The sequence below is a fragment of the Pseudoalteromonas sp. C2R02 genome, assembly GCF_018860845.1.
Lineage (GTDB): Bacteria > Pseudomonadota > Gammaproteobacteria > Enterobacterales > Alteromonadaceae > Pseudoalteromonas.
The window spans coordinates 24865-50961 of sequence record NZ_JAHKQC010000045.1 but is presented as its reverse complement, the minus strand read 5'-3'; the positions used below and the strand labels follow the sequence as shown (position 1 = coordinate 50961).

At 34.4% G+C, this 26097-nt stretch carries 21 protein-coding genes; 16 read left to right on the top strand and 5 right to left on the bottom strand.

Annotated elements, in window-relative coordinates:
* Positions 1 to 32 precede the first annotated feature (32 nt).
* Positions 33 to 578: a hypothetical protein gene (locus KO527_RS22235; RefSeq protein WP_216042438.1), complete on the top strand. Its 546-nt coding sequence runs from the start codon at positions 33 to 35 to the stop codon at positions 576 to 578.
* A 238-nt stretch (positions 579 to 816) separates the two neighbouring features.
* Here KO527_RS22235 and KO527_RS22230 read toward each other — a convergent pair whose 3' ends face one another.
* Complete coding sequence (locus tag KO527_RS22230) at positions 817 to 2394, bottom strand: cryptochrome/photolyase family protein (protein ID WP_216042437.1); 1578 nt, start codon at positions 2392 to 2394, stop codon at positions 817 to 819.
* A gap of 271 nt (positions 2395 to 2665) precedes the next feature.
* Here KO527_RS22230 and KO527_RS22225 point away from each other — a divergent pair, with 271 nt between their 5' ends.
* On the top strand, positions 2666 to 3949 hold the full coding sequence (locus KO527_RS22225) for a DASH family cryptochrome (RefSeq protein ID WP_216042436.1): 1284 nt from the start codon (positions 2666 to 2668) through the stop codon (positions 3947 to 3949).
* 30 nt (positions 3950 to 3979) lie between these two features.
* Here KO527_RS22225 and KO527_RS22220 read toward each other — a convergent pair whose 3' ends face one another.
* Positions 3980 to 4891 carry a LytTR family DNA-binding domain-containing protein gene (locus tag KO527_RS22220; protein ID WP_216042435.1) on the bottom strand — a complete coding sequence of 304 codons (912 nt, stop codon included), beginning with the start codon at positions 4889 to 4891 and terminating at the stop codon, positions 3980 to 3982.
* A 102-nt stretch (positions 4892 to 4993) separates the two neighbouring features.
* Between KO527_RS22220 and KO527_RS22215 the strand changes: the two genes are divergently transcribed.
* From KO527_RS22215 to KO527_RS22200, 4 genes are all read left to right on the top strand, one after another.
* Complete coding sequence (locus KO527_RS22215; protein WP_216042434.1) at positions 4994 to 7066, top strand: TonB-dependent receptor plug domain-containing protein; 2073 nt, start codon at positions 4994 to 4996, stop codon at positions 7064 to 7066.
* Positions 7067 to 7343: 277 nt separating this feature from the next.
* Entirely contained in the window at positions 7344 to 8108 is a 765-nt protein-coding gene (locus KO527_RS22210; RefSeq protein WP_216042433.1) for a MipA/OmpV family protein, read from the top strand.
* Between the two features lie 113 nt (positions 8109 to 8221).
* Positions 8222 to 8758: a redoxin domain-containing protein gene (locus tag KO527_RS22205; protein WP_216042432.1), complete on the top strand. Its 537-nt coding sequence runs from the start codon at positions 8222 to 8224 to the stop codon at positions 8756 to 8758.
* 121 nt (positions 8759 to 8879) lie between these two features.
* Positions 8880 to 9785 (top strand): TIGR01777 family oxidoreductase, encoded by a 906-nt coding sequence (locus tag KO527_RS22200; protein ID WP_216042431.1) that lies wholly within the window; start codon positions 8880 to 8882, stop codon positions 9783 to 9785.
* A 24-nt stretch (positions 9786 to 9809) separates the two neighbouring features.
* Here the strand turns inward: KO527_RS22200 and KO527_RS22195 are convergent, their stop codons facing one another.
* From KO527_RS22195 to KO527_RS22185, 3 genes are all read right to left on the bottom strand, one after another.
* Positions 9810 to 10061, bottom strand: a complete 252-nt coding sequence (locus KO527_RS22195; RefSeq protein WP_216042430.1) for a TIGR03643 family protein — start codon at positions 10059 to 10061, stop codon at positions 9810 to 9812.
* A 70-nt stretch (positions 10062 to 10131) separates the two neighbouring features.
* Positions 10132 to 10581 (bottom strand): YtoQ family protein, encoded by a 450-nt coding sequence (locus tag KO527_RS22190; RefSeq protein ID WP_216042429.1) that lies wholly within the window; start codon positions 10579 to 10581, stop codon positions 10132 to 10134.
* A gap of 112 nt (positions 10582 to 10693) precedes the next feature.
* The gene (locus KO527_RS22185; RefSeq protein ID WP_216042428.1) at positions 10694 to 11815 is read right to left on the bottom strand and encodes an alanine--glyoxylate aminotransferase family protein; all 1122 of its coding nucleotides are present in this window, start codon (positions 11813 to 11815) and stop codon (positions 10694 to 10696) included.
* 311 nt (positions 11816 to 12126) lie between these two features.
* Here KO527_RS22185 and KO527_RS22180 point away from each other — a divergent pair, with 311 nt between their 5' ends.
* From KO527_RS22180 to KO527_RS22135, 10 genes are all read left to right on the top strand, one after another.
* Positions 12127 to 13650, top strand: coding sequence for an EAL domain-containing protein (locus KO527_RS22180; protein ID WP_216042427.1), 1524 nt, complete (start codon positions 12127 to 12129; stop codon positions 13648 to 13650).
* Positions 13651 to 13890: 240 nt separating this feature from the next.
* Positions 13891 to 17058: an HD domain-containing phosphohydrolase gene (locus KO527_RS22175; protein WP_216042426.1), complete on the top strand. Its 3168-nt coding sequence runs from the start codon at positions 13891 to 13893 to the stop codon at positions 17056 to 17058.
* Between the two features lie 383 nt (positions 17059 to 17441).
* A complete protein-coding gene (locus tag KO527_RS22170; protein ID WP_216042425.1) occupies positions 17442 to 18809 on the top strand; it encodes a type VI secretion system ImpA family N-terminal domain-containing protein in 1368 nt (455 codons plus the stop codon).
* A gap of 44 nt (positions 18810 to 18853) precedes the next feature.
* Positions 18854 to 19384, top strand: a complete 531-nt coding sequence (locus KO527_RS22165; protein ID WP_216042424.1) for a type VI secretion system tube protein Hcp — start codon at positions 18854 to 18856, stop codon at positions 19382 to 19384.
* 25 nt (positions 19385 to 19409) lie between these two features.
* Positions 19410 to 19913, top strand: a complete 504-nt coding sequence (gene tssB, locus KO527_RS22160) for a type VI secretion system contractile sheath small subunit (protein ID WP_042152040.1) — start codon at positions 19410 to 19412, stop codon at positions 19911 to 19913.
* The gene (gene tssC, locus KO527_RS22155; protein ID WP_216042423.1) at positions 19913 to 21391 is read left to right on the top strand and encodes a type VI secretion system contractile sheath large subunit; all 1479 of its coding nucleotides are present in this window, start codon (positions 19913 to 19915) and stop codon (positions 21389 to 21391) included. The genes tssB and tssC overlap by 1 nt, the downstream gene beginning before the upstream one ends.
* Before the next feature lie 93 nt (positions 21392 to 21484).
* The gene (locus KO527_RS22150) at positions 21485 to 22885 is read left to right on the top strand and encodes a type VI secretion system contractile sheath large subunit (RefSeq protein ID WP_216042422.1); all 1401 of its coding nucleotides are present in this window, start codon (positions 21485 to 21487) and stop codon (positions 22883 to 22885) included.
* Positions 22885 to 23298 carry a GPW/gp25 family protein gene (locus KO527_RS22145; RefSeq protein WP_216042421.1) on the top strand — a complete coding sequence of 138 codons (414 nt, stop codon included), beginning with the start codon at positions 22885 to 22887 and terminating at the stop codon, positions 23296 to 23298. The genes KO527_RS22150 and KO527_RS22145 overlap by 1 nt, the downstream gene beginning before the upstream one ends.
* Positions 23291 to 25096 (top strand): type VI secretion system baseplate subunit TssF, encoded by a 1806-nt coding sequence (tssF, locus tag KO527_RS22140; protein ID WP_216042420.1) that lies wholly within the window; start codon positions 23291 to 23293, stop codon positions 25094 to 25096. The genes KO527_RS22145 and tssF overlap by 8 nt, the downstream gene beginning before the upstream one ends.
* Positions 25087 to 26094, top strand: coding sequence for a type VI secretion system baseplate subunit TssG (locus tag KO527_RS22135; RefSeq protein ID WP_216042419.1), 1008 nt, complete (start codon positions 25087 to 25089; stop codon positions 26092 to 26094). The genes tssF and KO527_RS22135 overlap by 10 nt, the downstream gene beginning before the upstream one ends.
* The last annotated feature ends 3 nt before the right edge of the window (positions 26095 to 26097 follow it).

Sequence of the window (26097 nt, the reverse complement as noted above, 5' to 3'; positions counted from 1 at the left end):
ATAGATAAGATAACTAACATAAAAGGAAGAAAATGAAATTACTAACAGTATTAAGCTTAGCTACCACGATACTATTTACATCAAATGCTACAGCAACTAATTTATCAGAATTTAAATTAGCAGTGATAAAAAATGGCGTTGGTACTACAGACATTATAAAGAGTGAATTTAAGCAAAGTATAAAGTCGATTCAAAATGAGCATAACAATACGCATCAATATGAACTGGCAATGGGCTTATGTGTCGCACATTTAAAAACAACGTCACTAAATAAAGCGGGTGATGCTTGTACACAAGCCATCAATGTCTTAGGCACAATTGAACAACCGAGTCAGCATATGCAATATCTAAAAGCCCTCGCATTTAGTAACCGAGCAATCGTGCGATATATTGATGGAAAAATTGTTGATTCGCATAAAGACTTTGTTAGCGCACTGAACTTAAGTGATAGGGATATTATTACAAATAACTTTAGCGTGTTTAAAGACAAGCTAATGAAAACCTCACTAAATAAATTAATGAGTATTTCATCTATGTCACAAACACCTACTTTAACAACATTAGTTAAAGCTGATTAATAATACAATTTTGGAGAGAAATATGTCTATTTTAACGATAAAACAATCACTTAAATCATGCTATTTGTTTACTTACCATTTATGCCATATAAACATAAACCAGTGGGATAGTGAATCTGACTATAATCAATAAATACGCTTACAAAACGAGAACATATGAAAAAAGTTATGATTTATTTTAATTTAAAAAGCCTAATGCCTGCATTAGGCTTCTTTTTAAAACTCATGAACGACCACTTTAAAGTGAATTAGTATTTTTTAGCCATTTTTCAGCCTGATTTAAGACCTGATTTTTCAACACAATATCTTTTTTACGCCAACTACTATATACCATATTAGTACGTGGATTTTTTGAAAAAGCCACTTCATGTAAGTCCATAAAATGCCAATATAAAGCATTAAGCGGACATGCATTATCACCGACAGTTTCAGTCACATTGTATTGACAATCACCACAATAATCGCTCATTTTATTAATGTAATTACCGCTAGCAGCATACGCTTTACTACCTACTATGCCTCCATCTGAAAATTGACTCATACCTCGCGCATTGGGCATTTCAACCCATTCAATTGCATCAATATAAATGCCTAAATACCAATTATCTACTTCATCAGGACTGATACCTGATATTAAACAAAAGTTACCTATGACCATCAACCTCTGAATATGATGCGCGTATGAAAAGTCTAAAGATTGCTTAATTGCATGGTGCATACAATTCATTTTAGTATTGCCAGTCCAAAACCACTCAGGCAATGAATTATCGGCATTTAGATGGTTTAAATTGCCATACTCTGGCATGTTAGCCCAATAGATGCCGCGTACAAACTCTCTCCACCCTACAATTTGTCTGATAAAACCTTCTATCTGCGCTAAAGAAATTTCACCATTAGATTGATGAAAATAAGTGATTGCAGTATCCACCACAGTTTTAGGTGTCAGTATTTTGCTATTTAAAGCAAACCCTAATCGAGAATGATATAGACTCCAGCCGCTATCTTGATCAAAACAGCTTAGCTTTCCTGTCATAGCATCTTGAAACTTTCCAAATAAAGGTAGGCAATATTGGCAAAAATAGGTCAATAATTGATTGGCTTGCTCTTGTGTTACCGGCCAAAGTAAGTTTTTGTCGGCCTTACCTATGGTCTTAATTTTATGATTTTCAAGCCGAGTTAATATAACGGATACATCATTGGCAAATAATAGTGGTTCTGGCACATGTGTTAAATCTGCTTTTTTTAATTTATGTCTATTAGATGCATCAAAATTCCATTGGCCATCCAAAGGTTTATCACCATCCATTAATAAATTAAATTGTTTGCGCATTTTACGATAAAAACTTTCTAAGCGGTGACTTTTTCCTTTCTTAAAATGTGTTTTAAGTGATTTATCTGTGATGTAAAAATGCTCAGTTTCATAGATATTAGAATTAATGCTTAAAGCGTCAGTGAAGTCACTCAGTTGTGACCTCAATCTATATTCATCTGGCAGTTGATATTCAAATGAATTAATTTCAAACTCGGCTATTTTAGCTTGCAACAAACTAGTTAAATCAGCAAATTGTGCAGTGTCATCCAAAGTTAAATGTTGAATCACATGCCCCTTTTTTTTAAGTTCATCAGCAAATGAAGCCATAGCAGAAAAAAACGCACATATTTTTTGCACATGATGTGTTGTGTAATCCGTTTCTTGGTGAAGCTCTGCAATAATATAAAGAACTGAATTATCAACTGAATCAAACCAAGAATGCTGTGCATTTAATTGATCGCCTAATATTAATCTCAAACTTTTAAATTGACGTTTCATGTTCATACTCATTCTGATTTAGTTTACTTTCAATACGCTCAACTATTAAACTTTCCAGCTTAATGTTTAGGAATGCTGTTAAATAATGCTCTCGCATACATGTAGCTCCTGATACTAGATAGACAAAGATACGTTGTTATTTCATAAAAAGTTTATTCAACAATCATGGTTTATACGTCACTAAAGCCTGATCCATTTAATTTTCTTTATTTTTTTGAACGAAAAATCAGAATCAACCGTACTAATAACTATGGCAAGATATCTGTAAGGGAAATATGTGAATTACAACAAAGCTGTTTATTGGTTTACAACAGATCAACGCTTAAATTTCAATTGCGCAATTGATGCACTGCTAAATTACAGTTCTGAAGTTGCTTTTGTATTTATATTTGATTTAAATTGGTTTAAAAAAAATAACTTTGATTTGGAGCCCCTCGGGCAAAATAGACTTAAGTATTTGATTGAATCATTAACAGATTTACAAAATGAGCTCAATGAAATCGGATTTGAACTCACTTTACTTATGGGTGATCCAGTATCGAGTCTACGGGAATTTACAAAATTTAATAAAATAGATACGCTAATTGTCAGTGAGCAAGTTGGATCTAATGAAAGAGCCGCATTAACTGAGATCAAAACCACTATTCCTGAACTCAATATAATTAAATTTTACAATAGCACCTTACTCACCCCTGATGATTTACCCAAGCCACTGAAGACATATTCAAAGTTTAGACAGTTTATAGAAGCGCAAGACTTTGATTTTACGCTGCCAGAAAGCCAATTACCGCCAATACTTCCAAAAGCGATAAGCACACAGTCAGACATTACATTAAACGATATTACTGCTTTATTTGGTAATAACGAAAAAGCAGGTGTTAAAAAAGAACAGCAATTATTTTTTGGTGGAGAAAAAGCGGCACAATATCATCTATCTCATTATTTTAGTACCGATGCACCAAGCTATTACAAAGAAACACGAAATGAACTTGACGGCTGGCTTAATTCAACAAAATTTAGTCCTTACTTAGCGAATGGTAATGTATCAGCCAAACAAATTTGGATGTTGGTAGATCAATATGAAGCTGATGTGATAAAAAACCAATCAACGTATTGGATTAAATTTGAGTTATTATGGCGCGAATACTTTCAATGGATCAGCATACAACAAGATATAAAACTATTTAAATTTGAAGGTATTGCAGATAAGTCGCCTAATACCAAATATGATGCACTTTCATTTAATGCCTGGTGTATTGGCAACACTCCCTATCCTTTAGTGAATGCCTGTATGAAACAACTCAACGCGATTGGCTATATTTCTAATAGAGGACGTCAGATTGTTGCCAGTTGCTTAATAAATGAACTTAATTTAGATTGGCGTTATGGTGCGGCCTATTTTGAAAAACAACTGATTGATTATGATGTTGCTGCAAACTGGGGAAATTGGCAATACATCGCAGGTGTAGGACAAGATGTGCAAGGTGGTAGGCACTTTCATATTAGAAAACAAACCGAACTATATGATCCTGAACATATGTTTATTGATAAATGGACTTAAACTACTTTAAGTCCATTAATGGATAATTGATTAACAAGGCTTTAACTGCTCTTCAAACCAAGATTTTACTTTTTTCAAATGAGTGCGACTTACCATAACTTGATAGTCACCTGTTACCGCAATGCTCCCTTCCCTACCTGATTGCTGCAATGACTTAATATGATTGCGGTTAACCCAGTATGAACGATGGACTTGGCCTAATTGGGCAAGTCCATAATGTTCCTCTAATATGGCAACTGCATTTTTTAAGGTATATAAAATTAATTGCTCTTCATTTAAAGAACCGATTGTAAGGTAATGCAACTCTGATTTAAGAAATACAATATTTTCAGCTCCTATTTTATCAACCAATTGCGTAAATTCATCCTCGAGCTTGATGCTTTGCTGTAAATTAAGTTCAGGGTTTATCTTTTTAGTTTGTTGTTGCTCTGTTTTTTGTGACAATTTTTGTTGAGATACTAAATCGTCAGAATCAATTAAAACCTCAGTTGCTTGTATATCCTGTTGCGTTACTTTTTTATTAGCATAATTAAAGTTAAATCCTAAAAGCCATGGCATATTGATGGCTAACCAACAAATAATTACAGGTGGTGCCATATTTCCCCACTCAGTTAATAATTCACGCATTGTAAAAACTGTATCGTTTTCAATATACACATCAATTAATAATGAAATAGGCGAAAAAATAATAGTAGCGAGTAACCCCGAAAGAATAATTTTTTTCCAACCTTTTAATGGCAGTTTAAAACGACTTAATAATAAATGCATCACAATTAAAAACCCCATCGCCAAATTGGTTTGCAACAGCCACTGTAAAAAATGCAGCACAACATTAGTGTGCTCGCTTTTAATCATAAAGGTAAATAACACTGCAAAAAGGCAGGCTAAACCAAAAAAATATTTAAAAGGATTAATATGACCTAAAGGAAACTGCCCATTCATACAAAAACATGCCCATTCATGCAAAATCAATAACTTAATTAAACCAAAAACATAAGCTGACGTATAGACAAGGAACCTATTTCAACTAAAAAGATTAAAATTATGCTTAAATTTAAGAAAAACCTAATTGTAAATGCGATAGTAATGGCAACTTCATTAACGAGTTTAAATGTACTTGCTAATAACACCGCAAGTGTAAAAGACGACATAGAGTCAATCAGTGTCATTAGCCCAAAAGATAATAGTATCAAGATCAGCTCATCAACATTACTAAAGTTGCCAGGCACAGGAAATGACCCTTTAAAAGGATTAGAAGCATTACCAGGTGTAGTACTTGCAACATCAAATGGTGGAGGACCAGTAGCAGAGCCTGCGGTGCGAGGTAGTTCAAGTAAAGATAATATCTATTTAACAGATTCAATTGATATGGGTTATGTGTTCCATAATGATGGTTTGAGTATTTATAATCCGTTATTAATCGAGAGTTTTGAGCTACAAACTGGCGCTTGGTCGTCACAATATAGTAATGCTAATGGCGGCGTGATCCTCACACAACTAAGAGATCCCAATGGTGATAACCCACAAAATATCTTAGATTTAAGTTTCTTTCGCAGTGGTTTTTTAATCGAGCAAGCGATCACACAAAACAGTGCTTTTTATATCTCTTTTAGAGAAAGTTTAGTGCATACCTACGTAGATAATTTTATTGAAGATGAAGAATTCTCTTTTAAAGTACCACCGAGAAATAGAGATTATCAAAGTAAATTTATGTGGCAGCTTGATGATGAAAATACCATTAGATTTCTCGCTTCAGGCGCCAAAGACTATATAGAAATAGAATTTGATGAAGGTGGGCGTGACATTGCTAAAAACCCAGACTTAGCAAGCGGTATAAAATACCAAACGCAATTTCATAGCCAAGCGTTAAGTTGGCAATATGAAGGACAAGACATTTCATCAAATAGTAGTATTAACTTATTACAACAAAATCAACAGGATCAAGATGGCGATATCTTTTCTTGGTCGGCAGATATTAATAAAATCATTATGAAAAATGACAGTGTTTATTTTGCTGATGCGTATACGCTTAATTTTGGCGCACAATTAAGCGCTAATGAAGTTGATTATCAAACTTCGGGCAGGCTGTTACCTTGTAATACTGAATTTGAAATGTGCCCTGTTAGTTATTTTAGTCCAACATTTGTTGAAAATGACGTTATAAAATATAAGGACTACAGCTTATATGCTCAAGTACAAAGTAATTTAACAGCTGATATTGAATATCAACTCGGTTTAACAGCATTAGGATCCGATTTAAATGATGAGTTTTATATAGAGCCCAGAGCCAATTTAAAGTGGCAAATTAATAATGAAAATTCAGTACGACTTGCTTATGGGCTGCATCATAAATGGGTTGATGACTATCGATTACTCACAAAAGAGCTCGGTAACCCAGATTTAAATGCCAGCCGCTCAAATCATTATTTAATCGGTTTTGATAATGCAATTAATGAAGATTGGCAATTACGTACCGAGTTTTATTATAAAGATTTTGACAATTTAATTGTTGCTAACCCAGATGCGCAAATAACCCAAAGTAATTCCGCTATCATATCTGGTACTACAACTTATAGAGATGTTGCAACGGGCACATCTTACGGGGTAGAGCTATTATTAAACAAAAAGTTAACCGATAATTGGTTTGGTTGGGTCAGCTTAGCTTATAGTAAAACAGAGCGTGAAAACCCGCTAACACAGCAAAAATTCAATAGTGAATTTGACCTGCCTTGGGTCGCGAATCTAGTATTAGATTATAAAATTAACGCACAATGGCAAGCAGGCGTTAAATGGCGCTTTCAAAGTGGTAGAAGATATACACAAGTCAATAACGCAACCCCTTATTATGAAACAGGATCTGAGCCTTTATTTTATATTCCTGAATATGGTGACTTTAATGCTGAGCAAGTAAAAAGCTATCACAGATTAGATGCTCGAGTTGATTATCAAACACAATTAATGGGACTTGACTCAAACATTTATATGGAAGTACTTAATCTCTATGGTTCAAGAACAATTCAAGAGTTTGAATATAATAAAGATTATTCCAACTATGAAAAAGATTATCAGTTTCCTGATATGCCTTTACCCTCAATCGGCATCACTTTGTCTTTCTAAGGCATAAAGCTTATTTATAACCTAGGTGCTTAATACTATTTTAAGCACCTATTTAATTCATTATCAATACATCCATACAACATATCAACATATCAACATATCAACATATCAACATATCAACATATCAACATATCAACATATCAACATATCAACATATCAACATATCAACAGCGCTTTAAACACAGTATTCAAATAATGATAACAATACTTTAATGAAACTGATCTAAAGTACTACTTTGCTACGTACAATAAATTGACTCAGTGACAAGGAAACACAATGAAATATTTGATAATGTTATTCATATTAGCCTTTTATAGCTTTACTGCCATCGCGCAACAAAATAGAGGTGCTCAGCGAGAGCAAATAGAGCCTTATGGCGTGCTGTATGGATTAGGGATAGGTGTTAGCCAAGAAATTTATAAAGGCTACGATTATCGGATTATTCCTTTACCTACTATAGGCTATAGAAGCGAAAAACTACGTATTTTTGGTCCGTTTATCAGTTATGATGCACTTAATTTTTCTGATGTTAAATTATCAATAAAAGCCGCACCTAGATTTCAAGGGTTTGATGAGTCTGATAGCTATATCTTTGAAAATATGAATAAAAGAAAAGTGTCAATGGATGCGGGTCTAGGATTATCTATTGAAAAAAACAACTACAAAGCCGACATTTCAACCATGTTTGATGTGCTTGGCAACTCTAAAGGGTATGAGTCTACCGCTGACTTATCACGGGTTTTTCGTTACGGTCCTGTGTTTTTTGAACCAAAAATTAGCATCAGTTATTTAGATAATAATCATGTGAATTACTATTATGGTGTTAATGCAGATGAAGTAAACGCATTCACTTTTGCTTATCAAGGTAAATCTACCATAAATACGACACTTGGATTTTCTATTTCCACGCCAATATTTTTCGATGGTTTCTCAAGCATGTCTATTGAATATACACAATTTGGTTCAAGTATCACTGATAGCCCTTTAATTGAAGATGATGCTAATTTAAGTGCTCGTTTCTTATTTAGTAAATTTTTCTAAGTGTGAATAAAAAAGTCAGTGTAATAAATAAACCTATTAACTATTAAACCTTTAGTGAACTTCGTTCGTATAAATTTATGCTAATAATTAAATACGCAACAAAAGGTACCAGTATGAAACTTATCAAAAAAATTATTTCTAGCCTGTTTTTAATTTCCGTGAGCATAAATGCTGTCGCTGTGGATTTAAAAATAGGCGATCAAGCACCTAATTTTAAATTACAAGCGACCAACGGTGATTTTTACCAACTGAGTGACTATAAAAACAAACAGGCTGTGGTTCTTGCTTGGTACCCCATGGCTAACACACGAGGATGTACTATTGAATGTAAATCTCTGGTAGAAAAAGGACATTTAATTAGAGCTTTTAATGCAAGTTATTTTATGGCAAGTGTTGATCCGTTAGATACCAATAGAGATTTTGCAAAAAAAACCGGTGCTGACTTCCCAATGCTAAGTGATCCGACGAAAAATACAGCTAAAGCCTATGATGTTTTAAATACTTTTAAAGTCGCAAACAGAGTCACATTTTATATTTCAAAAGCAGGTAAAGTCGTTAAAATCGACAAAAATATTAACCCTTTAACAGCCGCTGAAGATATCGCCATCAATTTAAAACAATTGAAAATAGAAAACAGCCTTGTACTTTAATTTTTATAAAACAGGCATGTTTTAGTAACTAGAATATGCCTCAAAAACTCAATATGAGCTATCGAACTAGCTAAATATCAATCTAAACCGATAGATAAATCAGGAGTATTAAAAACCTATTATGAATTATTTAATTACAGGTGGTACAGGCTGTATTGGTCAAGCACTGATCAAACAATTGCATACTCACAATGTTAATATTACTGTATTGAGCCGAAATATCGAAAAAGCGCAGATGCAGCTTAACTCAAAAGTAATAATAATCCGCAAACTAACCTTAGATAGCATTGAAAATGCCGATATCGTTATCAATTTAGCAGGAGAGCCTATTGCAGATAAACGTTGGTCGCAAAGTCAAAAAGATTTGATATGCAATAGTCGATGGTCAATCACACAAGATATCGTCAATTTAATAAAACAAGCAACAAAAAAGCCTAAACTATTTATTTCGGGCAGCGCAATTGGTATTTATGGTAGACAAAGTGTTGCTCAGATTAATGATAATTTTACTGATTATAATAAAGAATTTACAAACACTGTGTGTGAAAACTGGGAGTTAATTGCAGAAAAAGCAAACAGTCCATTCACGCGTGTCGCACTTCTGAGAACGGGTATTGTGCTATCTAAAAACCATGGTGCACTGGCTAAAATGTTACCGCCATTTAAACTAGGCTTAGGTGGTAAAATAGGTTCTGGTAACCAAGTAATGTCTTGGATACATGTTGAAGATATGGTTAATGCTATTCTTTACATTATTGAAAATGAACAACTAAGAGGTCCAATAAATATGACGGCTCAAAATCCCGTTTCGAATACTGAGTTCACTCGTCATTTATCTAAAACACTAAACAGACCTTGTATTTTTACCACACCCACTTTGTTACTAAAATTAATATTTGGTGAAATGTCAGAGTTACTCACTTACGGACAAAATGTATATCCCGAAAAGCTGCTAGCGAGTGGATTTAACTTTAAGTACACAAATGTAGACAGCGCTTTGAACGCTTTAATAAAAGCGCCATCGTAAATTTTTATCCGCTAGTCAACTTTGCTAGCGGTTCTTGTATTGTGTAGGGCAATATCCTCTACTAACTTTATTTGATCTTAGCTTAAGATGTTTAGTTTTTCTGCCACTTACTCTACTTCTCCATAAATTAAAACTGCTAGGCTTTAAATTCGCCCTCATCAGCCCAACAACTGCTTTTTCTTTTAATCCAAATAGAGTATTTATCGCTTCAAATGGCGTTCTATCCTCCCATGCCATTTCAATAACTCTTGATTTTTCATGTTCTAATAATCTCATTTATGATCCCAATTGATGTATTCAGTGATTAATACGTAGAAATACATAAAATGGTTTTAAAGTAGTAAATTTAAAGCGATAAATCATTCGGCACAATATATTTGAGCAGTTCTACCACTTGCTCTGGGGTTTGTGCCCATGCCATAGCAGACGCATCCACTTCTTTTAATGGATGGATCAATTCTTCATCATGAAGTGTAATATAAGGTTTTGCTAAAGCAGCACAGTAACCCGCTTCAAAGGCTGCATTCCATTGTTTATATTTATCACCAAAACGCACTATGGCAAGGTCACATTTGTCTATAAAAGTTTTGGTTCTGATTGCATTTACCTTTGAAGATTTATGATCGCGCCAAAAGTTTTGCGCTTCCGCACCTAATACATCACCAGCTGCATCACTGCTTTGATGATCTGTCACAGGAGAAGTAAATGAAATTGGTAAATCATTTAATTGGCAACCTTTAATTATTTGCTCTCTCCAATCTGAGTGAATTTCACCTGACAAATATACATTCCACATTTTATTTCTCGCTATATTAATGATTAACTTTTTATTAGATTTATAATGAGTGCAAAAATAAGGCACTAAAAAGCCGAACATTTTCGGCTTTTAAATATGGCTAGTTTCAGTTTTATTGTTTTAAAGCATCTTCTAAGGCTGTTAAACATAGGGCTACATTTTCATTTCTAGCCCCATAACCCATTAAGCCTATTCGCCATGCTTTACCGCCAAAATCACCTAATCCCGCACCGATTTCCAAATTATAGTGATTTAACATATAGCTACGAACTTTGGCATCATCAATACCACTTGGGATTGAAATCGTATTAAGCTGCGGTAATCTTTCATCTTTAGGTACAATAAATTCAATTCCTAATTTCGCTAATCCTTTGGCTAATGTCTCGTGTTGTTGTTTATGTCGTGCCCATGCATTTTCAAGGCCTTCATTATGCAAATGTACCAAGGATTCATGTAAAGCATATAGTGAATTGACTGGTGCTGTATGATGGTAACTGCGTTTTCCTTGTCCTGACCAGTAGCTCATAACGAGAGACTGATCTAAAAACCAACTTTGTACTGGTGACTTACGATTTTTGATAACCTCAACTGCTTTATCGCTAAATGAAATAGGCGATAAACCAGGCACACACGATAAACATTTTTGAGAACCAGAATAAATAGCATCTATACCCCATTCATCAACTTTTAATTCAACTCCACCAAGTGAAGTTACAGCATCTACAATGGTGATACAGTTATGCTTTTGCGCCATTTCACACAAAGTTTTAGCATCTGATAACGCGCCCGTAGATGTTTCGGCGTGCACAAACGCTAAAAATTTTGCATCTGGATTATCAATTAAAGCTTGTTCAACTTTATCGGTTTCAACTGCACGGCCCCATGGAGAATCTACAACGATTGCCTCGGCGCCAATGCGGGTCACATTTTGGATCATACGATCACCAAACACGCCATTGCGACATACAATCACTTTATCACCGGCTTCTACTAAATTAACAAAACATGCTTCCATTCCCGCTGAGCCTGGTGCTGATAAAGCAATGGTAAATTCATTTTTGGTTTGAAACGCATATTGAAGCAAAGATTTCACTTCATCCATCATACCAACAAAAAGCGGATCTAAATGACCAATTACAGGGCGTGACATAGCTGAAAGTACTTCAGAACTAATATCAGAAGGTCCAGGACCCATTAATATCCGGCGTGGCGGGGTAAATGATTTGTATGACATAGTATTGCAACCTATTGTTTATTTTAGTTATGTTTTGACCTGTACTACTATTATTTTTATAGTTACGCACTGCAGGTATTGACAAGAAAGTGCTTCCAGTAAATAACAAGTTGACACAAGTGTCAAGTAAGTGTTTTATTCTTTAATTTAAACATGCTTAATTAACTAGAAAACAAGATTTAAATTGTAAATGATAAAAACCAATTACTTGCTTAATTGTCTTCATCAAATTAACCTAACCATAGGCTTATAACTATACAACTTTATGCCAACTTAATTCCCATAAAAGAATTAAAAAAGGAACTTTATTAGTGCATATTAAAAAAATAACAGCCAGTGTGTTTGCAGTAACGTTTACCTTAGGACTCATTACAGTTAACTTTTTTAATCATTTTTATGCTGAAAAAGCACTGCATAAAGATGCTGAGCAATTGTTATATCAGTTTCATGACGCCATGTTAGAAGCACATGATATCTTAGAAAACTTACCCGATCCCGATACATTTCAATGCTCTGAAGAAGACGTAAAGAAACTTGCAATGCTTGCTTTTGAACACCCAGCAGTTCGCTTAGTTGGCGTATTACATGGACAAGAACAGCATTGTGCCAGTGAAAATGTACATATAGATTTATCTAATTATCATCAAAGAACACTCAACCCAGATAAACATGTATTAAAAGATCAACTTTCTTTAGCTACTGTGACACATAGTGATGAACATTTAGATTTATTAATGGTGCGTTCACATGAAAATTCGCGTTATTTCGCTAGCATTAACCCTTTTATGGTTAACTATTTAACCGAATTTGCTTGTATGAACTGTTTAGAATATGACTTTGTTATTCAAGGGTTACCCAATCTTGAATTTAAAAGTAAAAGAATTAAGCAACCCAGCTATATTGAATATACTGCCAGTAGAATGGAAAGTGATGTCAAAGTCACTCTAAATCTGAGAGGCACTAAAGCGTTTTATATTTATTATCAAGAACTAAGCTGGTTTAGCACTGTCGCCTTTTCATTTGTCTTAGCCACACTTCTGGCCCTATTTGCTTTTAAGTTACTTACAATTCGCCAATCGATGGACCGAATCATCAAAGATGCCATCAAATTTAAAGAATTTACGCCTTTTTATCAACCTATTATAGATAGTAAAAGCAATGAAGTGGTTGGTGTAGAAATGTTAGCTAGGTGGGTACATAAAGATGGGGCGGTTGTCCCCGCTTATCAGTTTATTCCATTTTCTGAAGATACAGGCTTAATTGTTGATATAACAGAGCAATTAATAAAGAAAATGGCTAAAGATATTAAAACGTTAAAATGGGATCAAAGCGATAAATTTGTCAGTATCAATATTGTGCCCGATCACTTTAAAGATAATGCATTATATGAATTACTTGAAAGTTTAATGAATCACTATGAAATTGCCCCATCGACCATTTCATTAGAAATAACCGAACGTATGAAAATTGATAACTTACCTCATGCAAGAGCCTGTTTAGATGATTTTTACAAAAAAGGCATAGACTTGAAACTCGATGATGCGGGTACTGGGTATGGTGGCTTTTCATATATTCAAGAGCTCGGGATCAGCACATTAAAAATTGATAAAATGTTTGTCGATACAATTAATAGCGATGATTTAAAAAGCTCAGTTTTAGATGCCATTATTTCCTTTGCTAAATCATCTAATTTAAAAATGATTGCAGAAGGCGTAGAGCATCAACATCAAGTTGAGTATCTTAAAGAACGCGATGTATTTATGATACAAGGTTATATTTACGCTAAACCTATGCCTATAGCGCAGTTACAAAAGTGGTTGCAAGAACGAGACTAACCCCACATTTATAAAGCTGGCGTATTAGCCAGCTTTATTGCTTTAAATCCCTAACATCATTATCTCTATTTATATCTATTTCTTAATTACTTACCTCTATTTATTCAAAAAAATAAAATACAATGTTTTAAACAATGATTATTAACAATTTTCACTATTCATTAGTTACTTTTTGTACTATTTTTAGTTTTGGAGATTTTTTAACCTTAAATTGGTTAAGTATTTAAAATAAGGATATTCATGTTTATTAGTAGTTTGAAAAAATTTCGTATTTCAATTCATATAACATTGCTAAGTATTTTTATCATAGCGACAGGTTTAACTGCTACCATAGCGATTGGATTAAATTATTATTTTAGTATGTCGATAGCAAGCGACTCTGCTCGAAGTAGCTTTCAAATGACAGCAAAATATACACGAGATTATTTATCAAATATTGATGATAGTGCCACTAAAGTAACAACTGTATTAGCACAAAATTCTTCATTACTAGCACAAAATACCTTAACCCCATCAAGCTACCAAGCCTTTGCGCAAATAATGGCAACTAATCCTATTTTTTATTCCATATATATAGGGCAAAACAACGGAGACTTTAATCAATTAATTAATTTAGAAGCCTCCCCCCTGATACGACAACAATTTTCAGCTTCAATAAAAGATAGATGGTTAAAAGTAAGCTCTAGCGCTCAATCTAAACTGCAAACTATAGAGTACTTAGATAAATCATTTAAAGTGAGGCATATTCAAGAAAACCAAACCGATTTTGACCCCACGAAAAGAGTCTGGTTTGAGCAATCTAAAACGGGCGAAATTTACAAATCTGAACCTTATCAATTTAACTCATTACAAGCACCTGGACTTACATTTTCTACAAAGTTACCTAATACCAAACATGTTTTAGCTTTAGACATCGCACTATCGAGTTTGTCTAACCAATTACAAGAACATCAATTGCCTTTAGGAAGCGAAATCTACCTATATCAGGGCAATGGTGAGCTAATAGCAACCAGTAAAAACAAAACAGCTATACTTAAAGTGCCTGATTCTGCACCGTTAAACTTAACCCAACAAGAAAAACAACTTATTGCTACAAAACCTGTTATTACAATCTCAAACTCAAAAGATTGGGTGCCAATAGATTTTGCAATTTCCGGTCAACCTAAAGGATATTCTGTTGATGTCATTAATCTCATTTCTCAAATGACAGGCATTGAATTTGACTATGTAAATGGCTTTGCATGGTCGAAATTAGTTAACATGTTTAAAAGTGATGAATTAGATGCCTTACAAGCAGTTTACGATACACCAATAAATCAAAACTTAGGGGTAATGAGTGAAGCATTTCTAGGTTTACCTTTTGCATTACTAACACAACCAAGTCAAATGCCTATTACCAAAATTCAGTTTCTTAATAATAAAACCTTAGCGATTTCTCAAGGTTGGTCAATTACCCCCATCCTCAGAAAACAATTACCATTAATTAATATTATTGAATTCGAAACCCCTTTAGAAGCAATCAACGCAGTAAAAAAAGGTCACGCAGATGCGGCACTTGACAGCCGAATTATTTTAAAAAATATGCTATCGCAAAACTTTATCGATGATTTAACAATACAGCCAGCGATTAGCTTTAAGCCACTTACTATTCCAGAAAATTTACATATATTAATAAATGAAGAGCATAGAGATTTATTGCCTATAATTAATAAAGCGATCAGTCATATTTCGACCGAACAAAAAACAGCATTACACAATAAATGGCTAGAAACCGATGTAAACAACACAGGTTTTCAGTCTATCAATGTACCATATGAATCTCTTATTACTGAGGCTAAAAAACTAGGCGTTCATAATAATTTAATAAAAACCACGCTCGCCAGCACAGAATATTATATGTTTATTAGCCCTGTAAATATTCGAGATAAAGTACAAACTTACTTTGCTGTTGTTACCCCATACAAGAGCATTATTGGCAAAAGTTTAGAAAAAGTAAAAGTTTCAATGCTGATCACCGCTTTATGTCTTTTATGCATGCTGCCTATTTCCTTTTACTTTGCGCGTTTTATAGAAAATCCAGTAAAACAATTAGTTAAGCAAAACAATTTAATTAAACATCGCAAATACAATGAAGTTGAAACCTCTATTAGTCACATAAAAGAACTGGATGAATTAGCTGAATCTCTTACAGATATGGGCAGTTCATTACACAAACATGAAAAAAGTCAAAAAGAGCTTATGGAGTCATTTATAAAGCTAATTGCTCAAGCAATCGATGATAAGTCACCTTATACCGCTGGTCATTGCGAAAGAGTACCTGAAATTGGCATTCTATTAGTTGATGAAGCAAGTAGAAGTAAAAAAGACTGCTTCGCTGATTTTGCTCTAAAAACTGAAGACGAACAAAGAGAATTCAGAATTGCAGCTTGGCTACATGATTGTGGGAAAATAACCACACCTGAGCATATTGTCGATAAAGGCACTAAACTTGAAACAATTTATAACCGTATTCACGAAATCAGAATGCGCTTTGAAGTATTACATAGAGATGCCGAAATTGAATACTACAAGCAATTATTGTTAGCACCAGATTCTGGTGTGTTTTACCAACAAGAACTAAAACGTAAGCACATTAAACTACAAGATGACTTTGCTTTTATAGCTCAAACAAACATTGGCGGTGAGTATATGGGAGAAGATAAAGTCGAAAAACTGACCCAAATAGCTAGCCAAACTTGGCTTAGATACTTTGATGATAGCCTAGGCCTATCTCCTATTGAGTTTGATAAACATGCCAATGAAAAGCCTAAAAAGTTACCAATAGCTGAAAAGTTATTATTAGATACGAACAAGCATATTGAACCTCGTACTCGCTGTAAACAATATGACCCAAGCTTTGGTATAAAAATGAAAATACCTGATCTGATTCATAATAGAGGCGAGCTATATAATTTATCCATTTCTCGCGGTACTTTAACTGATGAAGATAGGTTTAAAATCAATGAGCATGTGATCAGCACCATAAAAATGCTTAATAATTTACCATTTCCAGATGAACTTAAAAATGTGCCGCGTTATGCCTCTACACATCATGAGACATTAATTGGCACTGGTTACCCCAGAAAACTAACAGCCACAGATTTATCTATCCCTGAACGCATCTTAGTTTTAGCTGACATTTTTGAAGCATTAACTGCTGCCGACAGACCATATAAAAAAGCAAAGCCTCTCAGTGTCGCCATAGAAATCATGCATAAGATGGTTCTCGAACAACATATAGATAAAAATATATTCGAACTATTTTTAACATCTGGTGTGTATTTACAATACGCACAAAAATACCTACCAAAAGAACAGTTAGATGAGGTTGATATTGGAAAATATTTAAAAGTAAAAAAAGTGGCTTAATAATACTTGAAAATCAAACTATCGAAATGAATTAAAAAGCATCGTTAAATGGTTTTTTGATACTTGAATTTAGTATGTATATTAAACAAAAATAGTTAATTGGATATAAAAAGTTCAAAGCTTCCTTATTTCCTTCACATTTCCCCTGTAAATTTAATATATATTACCGCTAGATGTATTTAAAAAACAAAAATCACAGTAAAATTAACCTAGTTACACTTTTTGTTAAAGTGAAGTAACCTAAAATAACACCTTGCAATAAAATACAATGTGATTTATCGGTATTTAAAGGGTTAAATAAATAGAATGAATTTGCATTAACATTTTTTTTACCTTACATTTTACTATGTAATTAATAATAAAAACAAAGATACGGATTATTAGTGGATTATAAGCAATTATTACAACCTATTGAAGGTGAGTCAGCAACAGGCTGTTATCTAAAAGATGACCGTACAGCCTATCGTGCATTAAGAAATAACTTCAATGCCGCACAGTCATCTTTTAGACGTTTAATTGAAACGCCTGACTCCACAACAGACGAAACTTTATTTGAAGAAAATGAAAAAAACTGGCAAACAGTCAGTGACGCATGTTGGCAAACTTTAACTGAAAAAAGTAAAGATGTAGAAATTTACTGTTGGTGGGTAATGTCTTTAGCTTTTCAAAGAGATTCAATTACAAAAATTGCTTCTGCTTTAGAAACTTTAAATGAGTTTATTGAAAACTTTTGGCCTGATGTTCAGCCATACTTACCAGATAACAAATTAAAATCTGAAGATGCAACTGAACAAGCTGCGCAAAGAGCCGAACTACAACTTAGGCCGTTAATTCAATTATTAGGTGAAAGTGCTAATAGTGGTTTGCTGTATATGCCATTACAAATGCTTTCATTAGTTGGCGAGATAGATCACGCACAATATTTCTCTGCATCTAAATCAGGTAAATTAGCAGAGTTAAAGGCACAAGCTAAAAAAGACTTTTCATCCTATAAAGATGATATTACATCAACTGTTATTGCCCTAGATAACGCATTAAACTCAGTAATAAAACTGGACGTATGGCTAAAAGCAATAACAACTAAGCTCGCTATTTCTGCAGTCAGTGCACAGTTCATTAAAGAAAATTTAAATGACTGTTTGCAAGCAATTAAATACTTAGTGTTTGATAGCTATCCTGTTTGGCCTTTAGATAAACCGGTCGAATCGGCTGCTGAGTCTGTAACTAACACTATAGATGAAGCAATTGATGCACCGCAACAAGAAACAGTCAGTGCTCCCGTTATAAATACCACTGAACAATCAAGTTCAGTACAAAATACGGTACAAATCACACAGCAAGTACTAAATGTTTCAGCGCAGCTAGCTAATAGAGATCAGGCTTTTCAAGAACTCAGAAAAATAGCTGACTATTTTTCAAAAACTGAGCCGCATAGCCCAGTTTCTTTTCTATTAGAAAAGGCAATACGTTGGGGCTACATGTCACTACCTGATTTGATGCAAGAGTTAGTATCTGGCAATGACAAAATTTTAGGTCAAATTAATTTAGTAACAGGTATTGATAGTGAAAAAGCAGATATTAGTGCCTATAAACCTGCACCTGTAGAAATTAAAGAGGTAGTACAACCACCTCAAAAGCAAGAATCAACACCTGTTGTAGAAGCTCCAATAGTTCAAGACAGCAGTGAAAATGAAATACCAAGTAATCAAGAAACATCAAACACATCTACAGATTCCGATTTTAGTTGGTAAACCGGCAGTAGATTTTTAACTTTTATATTTAATGGAGAAAGATCATGGCTTCTATTTACATGAGAATTGACGGAAACGACACAATCAAAGGTTCAGCAACAGTAACTGATATCGGTGGTAAAAAAGGTTTTTTCGCACTTGACTCTATGTCATGGAGTGCAATGCGTAACGTATCAGTAGATATCGGTAACGCAGATAACAATGATGGCGGCATGGTAGCTCTAGGTGAAATCCAGTGTTCTAAACAATTAGATGGTGCCAGCCCGTACATCACAACATTTTTATATGCACCAGGTGAAGCAGGTAAGAAAATTGAAATCGTTTTCACTAAGCCTAACCGTGCTGGTAAAGGCCTTATTCCTTACTTAATCGTAACATTAGAAAATGCACGTATTTCTAGTTATAGCATTTCTGGTAGCGATGGCAGTCAACCAGGTGAAAACTTTGCTATGACATACTCTACACATGCACAGACTTATTATGTAGAAGCTGAAGGCGGCAAAGTTGAAAAAGCGGCCGAAGTAACATTCGATACGACTTCAGCTGAAATTACTTCTCAAGCAGATCTTAAGTAATCATTAAGCATTTAGGATATAAAAAATGGCATTAAATTCTCAACATAAACGCGTAAGTAAAAACCGCGTTAGCATCACATATGATGTTGAAACAAATGGTGCATTAGAAACAAAAGAACTTCCTTTTGTTGTTGGTGTATTAGGTGATTTTTCAGCTGATAATGATAATAAACCAGATGTTGCTGATCGTGAATTCTTTCAAATAGATAAAGATAACTTCGATACAGTAATGAAACGTGTTGGTCCAGAACTTAAAATGAAAGTTGATAATGTTCTGGTAGATGACAACAGTCAAATCGAAGCAAACTTAACTTTTGATTCAATGAAAGACTTCACACCTGAAGCCATTGTTGAAAAAGTTGATGCTTTAAAGCAATTAGTTGAAACACGTAACCAGCTAAAAGTACTCTTAAGTAAAGCAGATAGATCACGCGATCTTGAAAAGTTATTAAAAGAAGTACTATCAAGTGCAGATACAATTAAAGCACTTTCTGACGAGCTTGGTTTAGGTTCTGAGGGAGAGTCTTAATGAGTACTGAACAAGAACAAGGCGCTGCAGCACAGGGCGAAGCACAAGAAGTAAGTTTTCTTGATCGTGCAATTGCTGCTACAACACAAACAGCGCCTGATGCAACTAAAGAGCTTGTTTCGGTTTTAATGGAGCAAGCAACTTCAGGTACTGTAAGCTGGGATAAAAACCTGACTAAAACAATTGAAAATGCAATTTCTTCAATTGATAAAAAGTTATCTAAGCAATTATCAGCAGTAATGCAGCAAGATAAGTTTAAAAAACTTGAAGGCTCATGGCGCGGTCTTAATAAGCTAGTTCGTGAAAGTGAAGTAGGTGCCGACTTAAAGATCAAAATAGCTGATTTTAACCGTGACGATATTTTAGAGCAATTTGAAGATGCGCCTGCAATTGATCGTAGCCCATTATTCAATACTTTATATCAATCGGAATACGGTACTGCCGGTGGCGAACCTTACGGTTTACTATTAGGCGATTACCAATTTGACGCAAGCGATGAAAGCGTGTCATTGTTACGCTACATGGGCGAGACTGCAGCAGCATGTCATGCACCATTTGTAGCTGCAGCGTCAGCCAATATGTTTGAATTAGACAGCTATGAAGTATTTAACGAAGGTAAGCCAGTTGCACCTGCATTTGACTCACCTGCATACGCATCATGGAATTCATTCCGTGAAAGCGATGATGCACGTTATGTTACTTTAACGCTTCCACAAACAATCGCACGCCTACCATATGGTAAAAAAGGCGCTGCAACTAAGTCTTTCGATTATGAAGAATTAGCATTAGATGCTGAAGGTAATCCAAGACCAACTGGTAACGATCAAATCGTTTGGTCAAATGCTGCGTATGATATGGGTCTTAAAATGACACAAGCATACACTGCAAGTGGTTGGTGTACTTCTATCCGTGGTTTAGAAAATGGCGGTAAAGTTGAAGCATTACCAAATCTGACTTATAAATCAGATGCGGGTGATATCCAGCAACAATGTCCAACTGAAGTTAACTTAACTGATGAACGTGAAAAAGAATTAAGTGATCTTGGTTTCTTACCATTAGTTCACTATAAGAATTCTGATTACGCAGTATTCATTGGTGGTCAAACGACACAAAAACCTAAAACCTATGTTGATCCAGATGCAACGGCTAATGCAGCAATTTCTGCGCGTTTACCTTTCATTATGGCAAGCAGCCGTATCGCACATTACTTAAAAATAATGGGCCGCGATAAATTAGGTTCTAACCTTGAAGCGACAGATGTTGAACGCGACCTAAATACTTGGATCAGTCAATTTACTAATCCAGGTGCAATTGGTAACGAACAGCGTGCTAAAACACCATTAGCAGAATCGTCAATTCAAGTTGTTGAGCAACCAGGTAAACCTGGTTCATACTCAGCAATTGCACACTTAAAACCATGGTTACAAATGGAGTCACTAACGACTTCTGTTCGTATGGTTGCAAAAATACCAGGTTAATACCCTGCCAAGGCATTAATTTTTAATGCCTTTATTGATATCAGTCACCATTAATATCGTGGTGACTGATATATAACAATAATAATGAGATGAATGAATAATACTGACGCGTTACAGGCACTTTTGGCAATCAAAAGTGATGATGACTCTTTTTTAGAAAAAGCAATTAAGATCATTGCTCAAGAGTATTCTGCCCAATTAAAATCAGCCGATCAATTTAAAGCATTAATTGTGCAGCTTATCGCCAGTATAGATAAATCTTTAAGTGATCAAATGTCACTTATTTTACAGCAACCACGCTTTGAAGAGTTAGAGGCAAGATGGCGCGGTCTTAATAATTTAGTGTCAGTACCTTTCAATAAACAAAGAATCAAAATTAAATGTTTGGATTACGACTGGCAAACCGTATCAAACGATGTCAATTTAGCAAGCGAATTAAAACGCTCCCAACTTTATAATAAAATCGGCAATAATGAACTCAATACCTTAGGTGGTGAGCCATTTGGCCTAGTATTAGTTGATCATAATGTATCAGCTGAGCTCAATGATTTTAGTGAATACGATGATATATATACCTTAGAGCTATTAGGTGCATTAGGTCAACATTGCTTATGTCCGTTTATCATGTCACCAGATGACTCTTTTTTTGGCGAATCTGATGGCAGCTGGATCAGCGATATCAAACGTGTAAAAAAAATAATCGAAGGTCCTGATTATTCAAGTTGGCAAAAATTAAGAGATGTCGCTTCCAGTCGTTTTATTGGTTTGACCTTACCTAAATTAAAGCTCAGAGAACAATATAAAAACCACTCTTGCGGTTTTGTATTAAACGAAAAATCATGTAAAAAACACCAAGGTTTATATGGAAATGCCCACTTTGCTTTTGCATCAACAATAATAAGAGAGTTCAATCGCATAAGCTGGTTTGGTTTCATGAAATCACGTTGGAATGATAGGTTACAAGGCGCTGTACTCAACTTACCTGAAACGTCAAAAGACCATGCATGGCATCAACCTAGCCCTAAAGTCAGAATATTTGGCAGTATAGGTAAGTTCTATGCTAAACAGGGTTTTATACCACTTGCCCATAGTCCATTAACCACTAAATATTACTTTATGGATAATCACTCTGTATGGGCAGGTCAAAATCATCAAGATGATAAAGTATTATCCCTTATCCAAACAACGCTCATTTGTTGTCGCGTTGCCCATTATTTAAAAGTACAAATAAGAGAGTTATTAGGTAGTTTTGTTTCAGCAAACGAATGTGAACAGCACCTATCAAAATGGCTGAGTAAATATGTTTCAAATGTCTCTTCAGCTAATGATGAAACATTAGCCAAATATCCACTAAGAAGTGCAAGAATATCGGTAAAAGAAACACCTAACAGCACAGGTGAATACTTTTGCGAAGTGTCTCTGCAACCACAATATCAATTTGATATGTTTGCTGGACAAATTCTGCTGACAACCGATTTAACTGAGGGGAAATAATGGTCTTTATCCGCTCATTTTTAAGTGAACTGACAACAAGTGATGAATCTCATTTATTAACTTCAGTAAAATATAACTTAAAACAACTTCTCGAAAGCGAAGCGCCATTAATCGTCTTAGATTCAGGCTTAACTGAATGTAAACGTTCTATATATGCTTATGGTGTTGAAGACATTCAGAGCTTAAATTACCAATTAGGCAAGAATATTTTCACATCAAGAATTAAGAGCCTAATCAATGACTTCGAGTATCGCATAGAAAATGTAGATATCAGCATCTTAGTTAATGAAGATAAATCAAACGCTATCAATTTTATCATTTCAGGTGATTTAGTTGATGGTCATGAATTTCAATTAAATAGCAAACTTAATATCAGTGATTTTAGCTTAACAATGGAGAATGAAATTGTCTGATTTATTAAATCGTTATTTCGAAAGAGAACTCTCTTTAATTCGACGCTCTGCTAGTGAATTCAAGTCAAAACATGCTGGTGTCGCAAATACCATGCATCTTAATGAAAAACGCTATGAAGATCCTAATATAACGCGTTTACTTGAATCTGTTGCTTTGCTGAGCGCTAAAAATGAAATGAAGTTAGATCAACAATTACCGCATATATCAAATGCGCTATGCTCCGTATTGTATCCTTCATTTAACCAGCTTTTACCTTCAGTTATGAGTGTAAAACTCAAGCCTGATACAGAGACTTTTGTAGAAGAAATACACATCAATAGAGGCGAAGCGTTAAAAACAAAAAATGAAAAAAACCAGCTTTGCCAATTTAAGTTTTGTAATGATACCGTTTTTTCACCAGTTACATTAAATACTGTATCAGCAAGATATGCGCCTTTCCCATTTGATTTACCAATTAAACATGATGCTAATTCAGTCATTCAATTACACATTAATACCAACGATCCTGAAGCGTTAATTTCAAACAGTATTGGCAATGTATTGGATTTATATTTACATGGTTTTGGCCAAGGTTCAGCCGGATTAATTGCTTTATTACTATCGCAACTTGAATTTATTACATTATCTGATGATAACTTTGAAAACTTAAGCATATTAGATAAAAAGCTGTTTAAACCGAGATGTATTCAAAGCGACTTCAATGTTTTAGATAAAAAAGGCAGTCAATTTTCAGCGTATCAAATGATGTTAGAATATTTTAATTACTCTGAAAAAAGGAAATACTTTCAATTAGACGGCCTGCAAGATGCGATTAAAAAGCTCAATACCAACAAACTGGTGATCAGCTTTTTTGTTAAAGATATTCCTTCTGAACTAATCGGTTTATTTGATACCAGTGTATTTCAATTAAATACCACCCTTGTTATCAATCAGTTTACTAATCGTGCAGAACCGATATATTACAATCATCAGCAGCTATCTGTACCACTCAATGCTGATGCTTCAAATCAAACATCTGAAATCGAAATAATCAGCGTCGAAAGTGTAAAAGAAGTTAAACCTGATGGTGAGTTTCTATTACAGCCATTATTTGCAAAACGTTATTTTGATAAAAATAATGGATTATTATGGTTTAGTGAAACCCATATTAATCGAGAAAAAAAGTATCAACACCATCTTGCTATCAGCTTTGATCCCAATTCAAAACATGAAGTTAATAATGCAAAAGATCATTTACTGACTACGCAGTTGATATGCTGTAATGGACGTACACCATGTAGTATCAACACTGGCAACCCTTTAAAGTTTGCAGGTTCAATTGAATTGCCAGGGGATTTAATAAGCCATAACGTGCCAACTGTACCTTATTATCCTAATGAGTCTCAGCAGCTTCATTGGAAATTAATCGAATTATTAAGTACTAATTTCAGTGCACTCACCAATGTAGATGAGCCAACAGAGAAACTACGAAATTTGTTGTCGGTCTTTAGTCGCTCTTCACAGCAGCAAGTTCTAACATCTGCAATACAGAATGTAAATTACCAGCAAAAAGTTGCACGCATGTATATTGATGGCGTAAACATATTCACTTCAGGTACTTTAATCAGTATTGAAATGTCGGTCTTTGATAAAAAGAATTCTATGAATATTTGGTTATTCATTCACTTATTAAATGAGTTTTTTGCTGGTTTTTGTAGTTTTGATCGCTTTGTACAATTAGAAGTCACACTCTCAACTGATAAAGGTAAAGAATACATCAGCTTTGATAAAGTGCATGGTGCGCAGCAATGTCTTTAATTCAGCAAGCTCAGGCACAGCCCGATAAATTTGAATTAGTGCAGCTGATCCGAATTATCAATCGTCACCTTGCACAATCTCCCAACCCATTTGAGTTAATTATCGAAGCAGATCCTATGCCCGATAATTTAAACTCAGAAATAAGTGAATTTAAATTTATTGGTAAAAAAGCCATTATATCCAGCAGTAAAACATCTTTAACGTCTGGTTACACGGTTGTACCAGTTTATATATATGAAGAGCTTTTAAAAGCTTTTCATGGTGAAGACTATGCGTTATTTGATTTTCTAAATATTTTTAATGATAGATATTTTAAATTATTTGCTAGAACACAAGAAAAAACTCACTTATTACTAACCGATGAAGTCGATCGCTACTTTAAAAGTGATCGACAATCACATAGTTCAGTGTCACAGCTGACAAATTGCATCGCACAGCTGACATCCCTACCCGATAGCCCACAAACAAAAAAGTGGCTAGGATACAGCTTAATGTTAGGCGTACCAAATCGTTCACAAAAAAATTTACAACAAATTCTCTCCGATTATTTTGGTGTAAAGGTCACAACTTATTGCACTTATTTAAGCAAGCACCAACTGACTCAAGAAAGTTTGACACGATTAGGCCCTGAAAGAAACGCGCAAAATGAGTCTAGTTGCGGACAAAACAACCAATTAGGTCAAGGTTTCCTATTAGGACAAAGATGTTGGTTGTCGAAACAAAAAATTAACATTACAGTAGAAGCTAAAGACGAAGCTGAGCTAAAAAAACTAACCAATGATGATGCTTGGTATAAAGAACTCGCCGATATGACACGTTATTATTTACGCGATAAAACTGAAATAGGCATCTTTTTAAAAGCACCCGATATATGGTTTGAGAGAACTAAGCTCTCGGCAAAACAAAACGAAACGCTTTGTTTAGGTCGAGGTTTTCATATAAAAAGCACACAACAGGATAAACCTGTCGTTTACCTGATCCACTTAGTAAAGGATTGATAC

Excerpts from the sequence above, each read along its gene's own strand:
- KO527_RS22235 (WP_216042438.1), top strand. The coding sequence starts at position 33 with ATGAAATTACTAACAGTATTAAGCTTAGCTACCACGATACTATTTACA.
- KO527_RS22230 (WP_216042437.1), bottom strand. The coding sequence starts at position 2,394 with ATGAACATGAAACGTCAATTTAAAAGTTTGAGATTAATATTAGGCGAT.
- KO527_RS22220 (WP_216042435.1), bottom strand. The coding sequence starts at position 4,891 with ATGAATGGGCAGTTTCCTTTAGGTCATATTAATCCTTTTAAATATTTT.
- KO527_RS22215 (WP_216042434.1), top strand. The coding sequence starts at position 4,994 with ATGCTTAAATTTAAGAAAAACCTAATTGTAAATGCGATAGTAATGGCA.
- KO527_RS22210 (WP_216042433.1), top strand. The coding sequence starts at position 7,344 with ATGAAATATTTGATAATGTTATTCATATTAGCCTTTTATAGCTTTACT.
- KO527_RS22205 (WP_216042432.1), top strand. The coding sequence starts at position 8,222 with ATGAAACTTATCAAAAAAATTATTTCTAGCCTGTTTTTAATTTCCGTG.
- KO527_RS22200 (WP_216042431.1), top strand. The coding sequence starts at position 8,880 with ATGAATTATTTAATTACAGGTGGTACAGGCTGTATTGGTCAAGCACTG.
- KO527_RS22195 (WP_216042430.1), bottom strand. The coding sequence starts at position 10,061 with ATGAGATTATTAGAACATGAAAAATCAAGAGTTATTGAAATGGCATGG.
- KO527_RS22190 (WP_216042429.1), bottom strand. The coding sequence starts at position 10,581 with ATGTGGAATGTATATTTGTCAGGTGAAATTCACTCAGATTGGAGAGAG.
- KO527_RS22185 (WP_216042428.1), bottom strand. The coding sequence starts at position 11,815 with ATGTCATACAAATCATTTACCCCGCCACGCCGGATATTAATGGGTCCT.
- KO527_RS22175 (WP_216042426.1), top strand. The coding sequence starts at position 13,891 with ATGTTTATTAGTAGTTTGAAAAAATTTCGTATTTCAATTCATATAACA.
- KO527_RS22165 (WP_216042424.1), top strand. The coding sequence starts at position 18,854 with ATGGCTTCTATTTACATGAGAATTGACGGAAACGACACAATCAAAGGT.
- tssB (WP_042152040.1), top strand. The coding sequence starts at position 19,410 with ATGGCATTAAATTCTCAACATAAACGCGTAAGTAAAAACCGCGTTAGC.
- tssC (WP_216042423.1), top strand. The coding sequence starts at position 19,913 with ATGAGTACTGAACAAGAACAAGGCGCTGCAGCACAGGGCGAAGCACAA.
- KO527_RS22150 (WP_216042422.1), top strand. The coding sequence starts at position 21,485 with ATGAATAATACTGACGCGTTACAGGCACTTTTGGCAATCAAAAGTGAT.
- KO527_RS22145 (WP_216042421.1), top strand. The coding sequence starts at position 22,885 with ATGGTCTTTATCCGCTCATTTTTAAGTGAACTGACAACAAGTGATGAA.
- KO527_RS22135 (WP_216042419.1), top strand. The coding sequence starts at position 25,087 with ATGTCTTTAATTCAGCAAGCTCAGGCACAGCCCGATAAATTTGAATTA.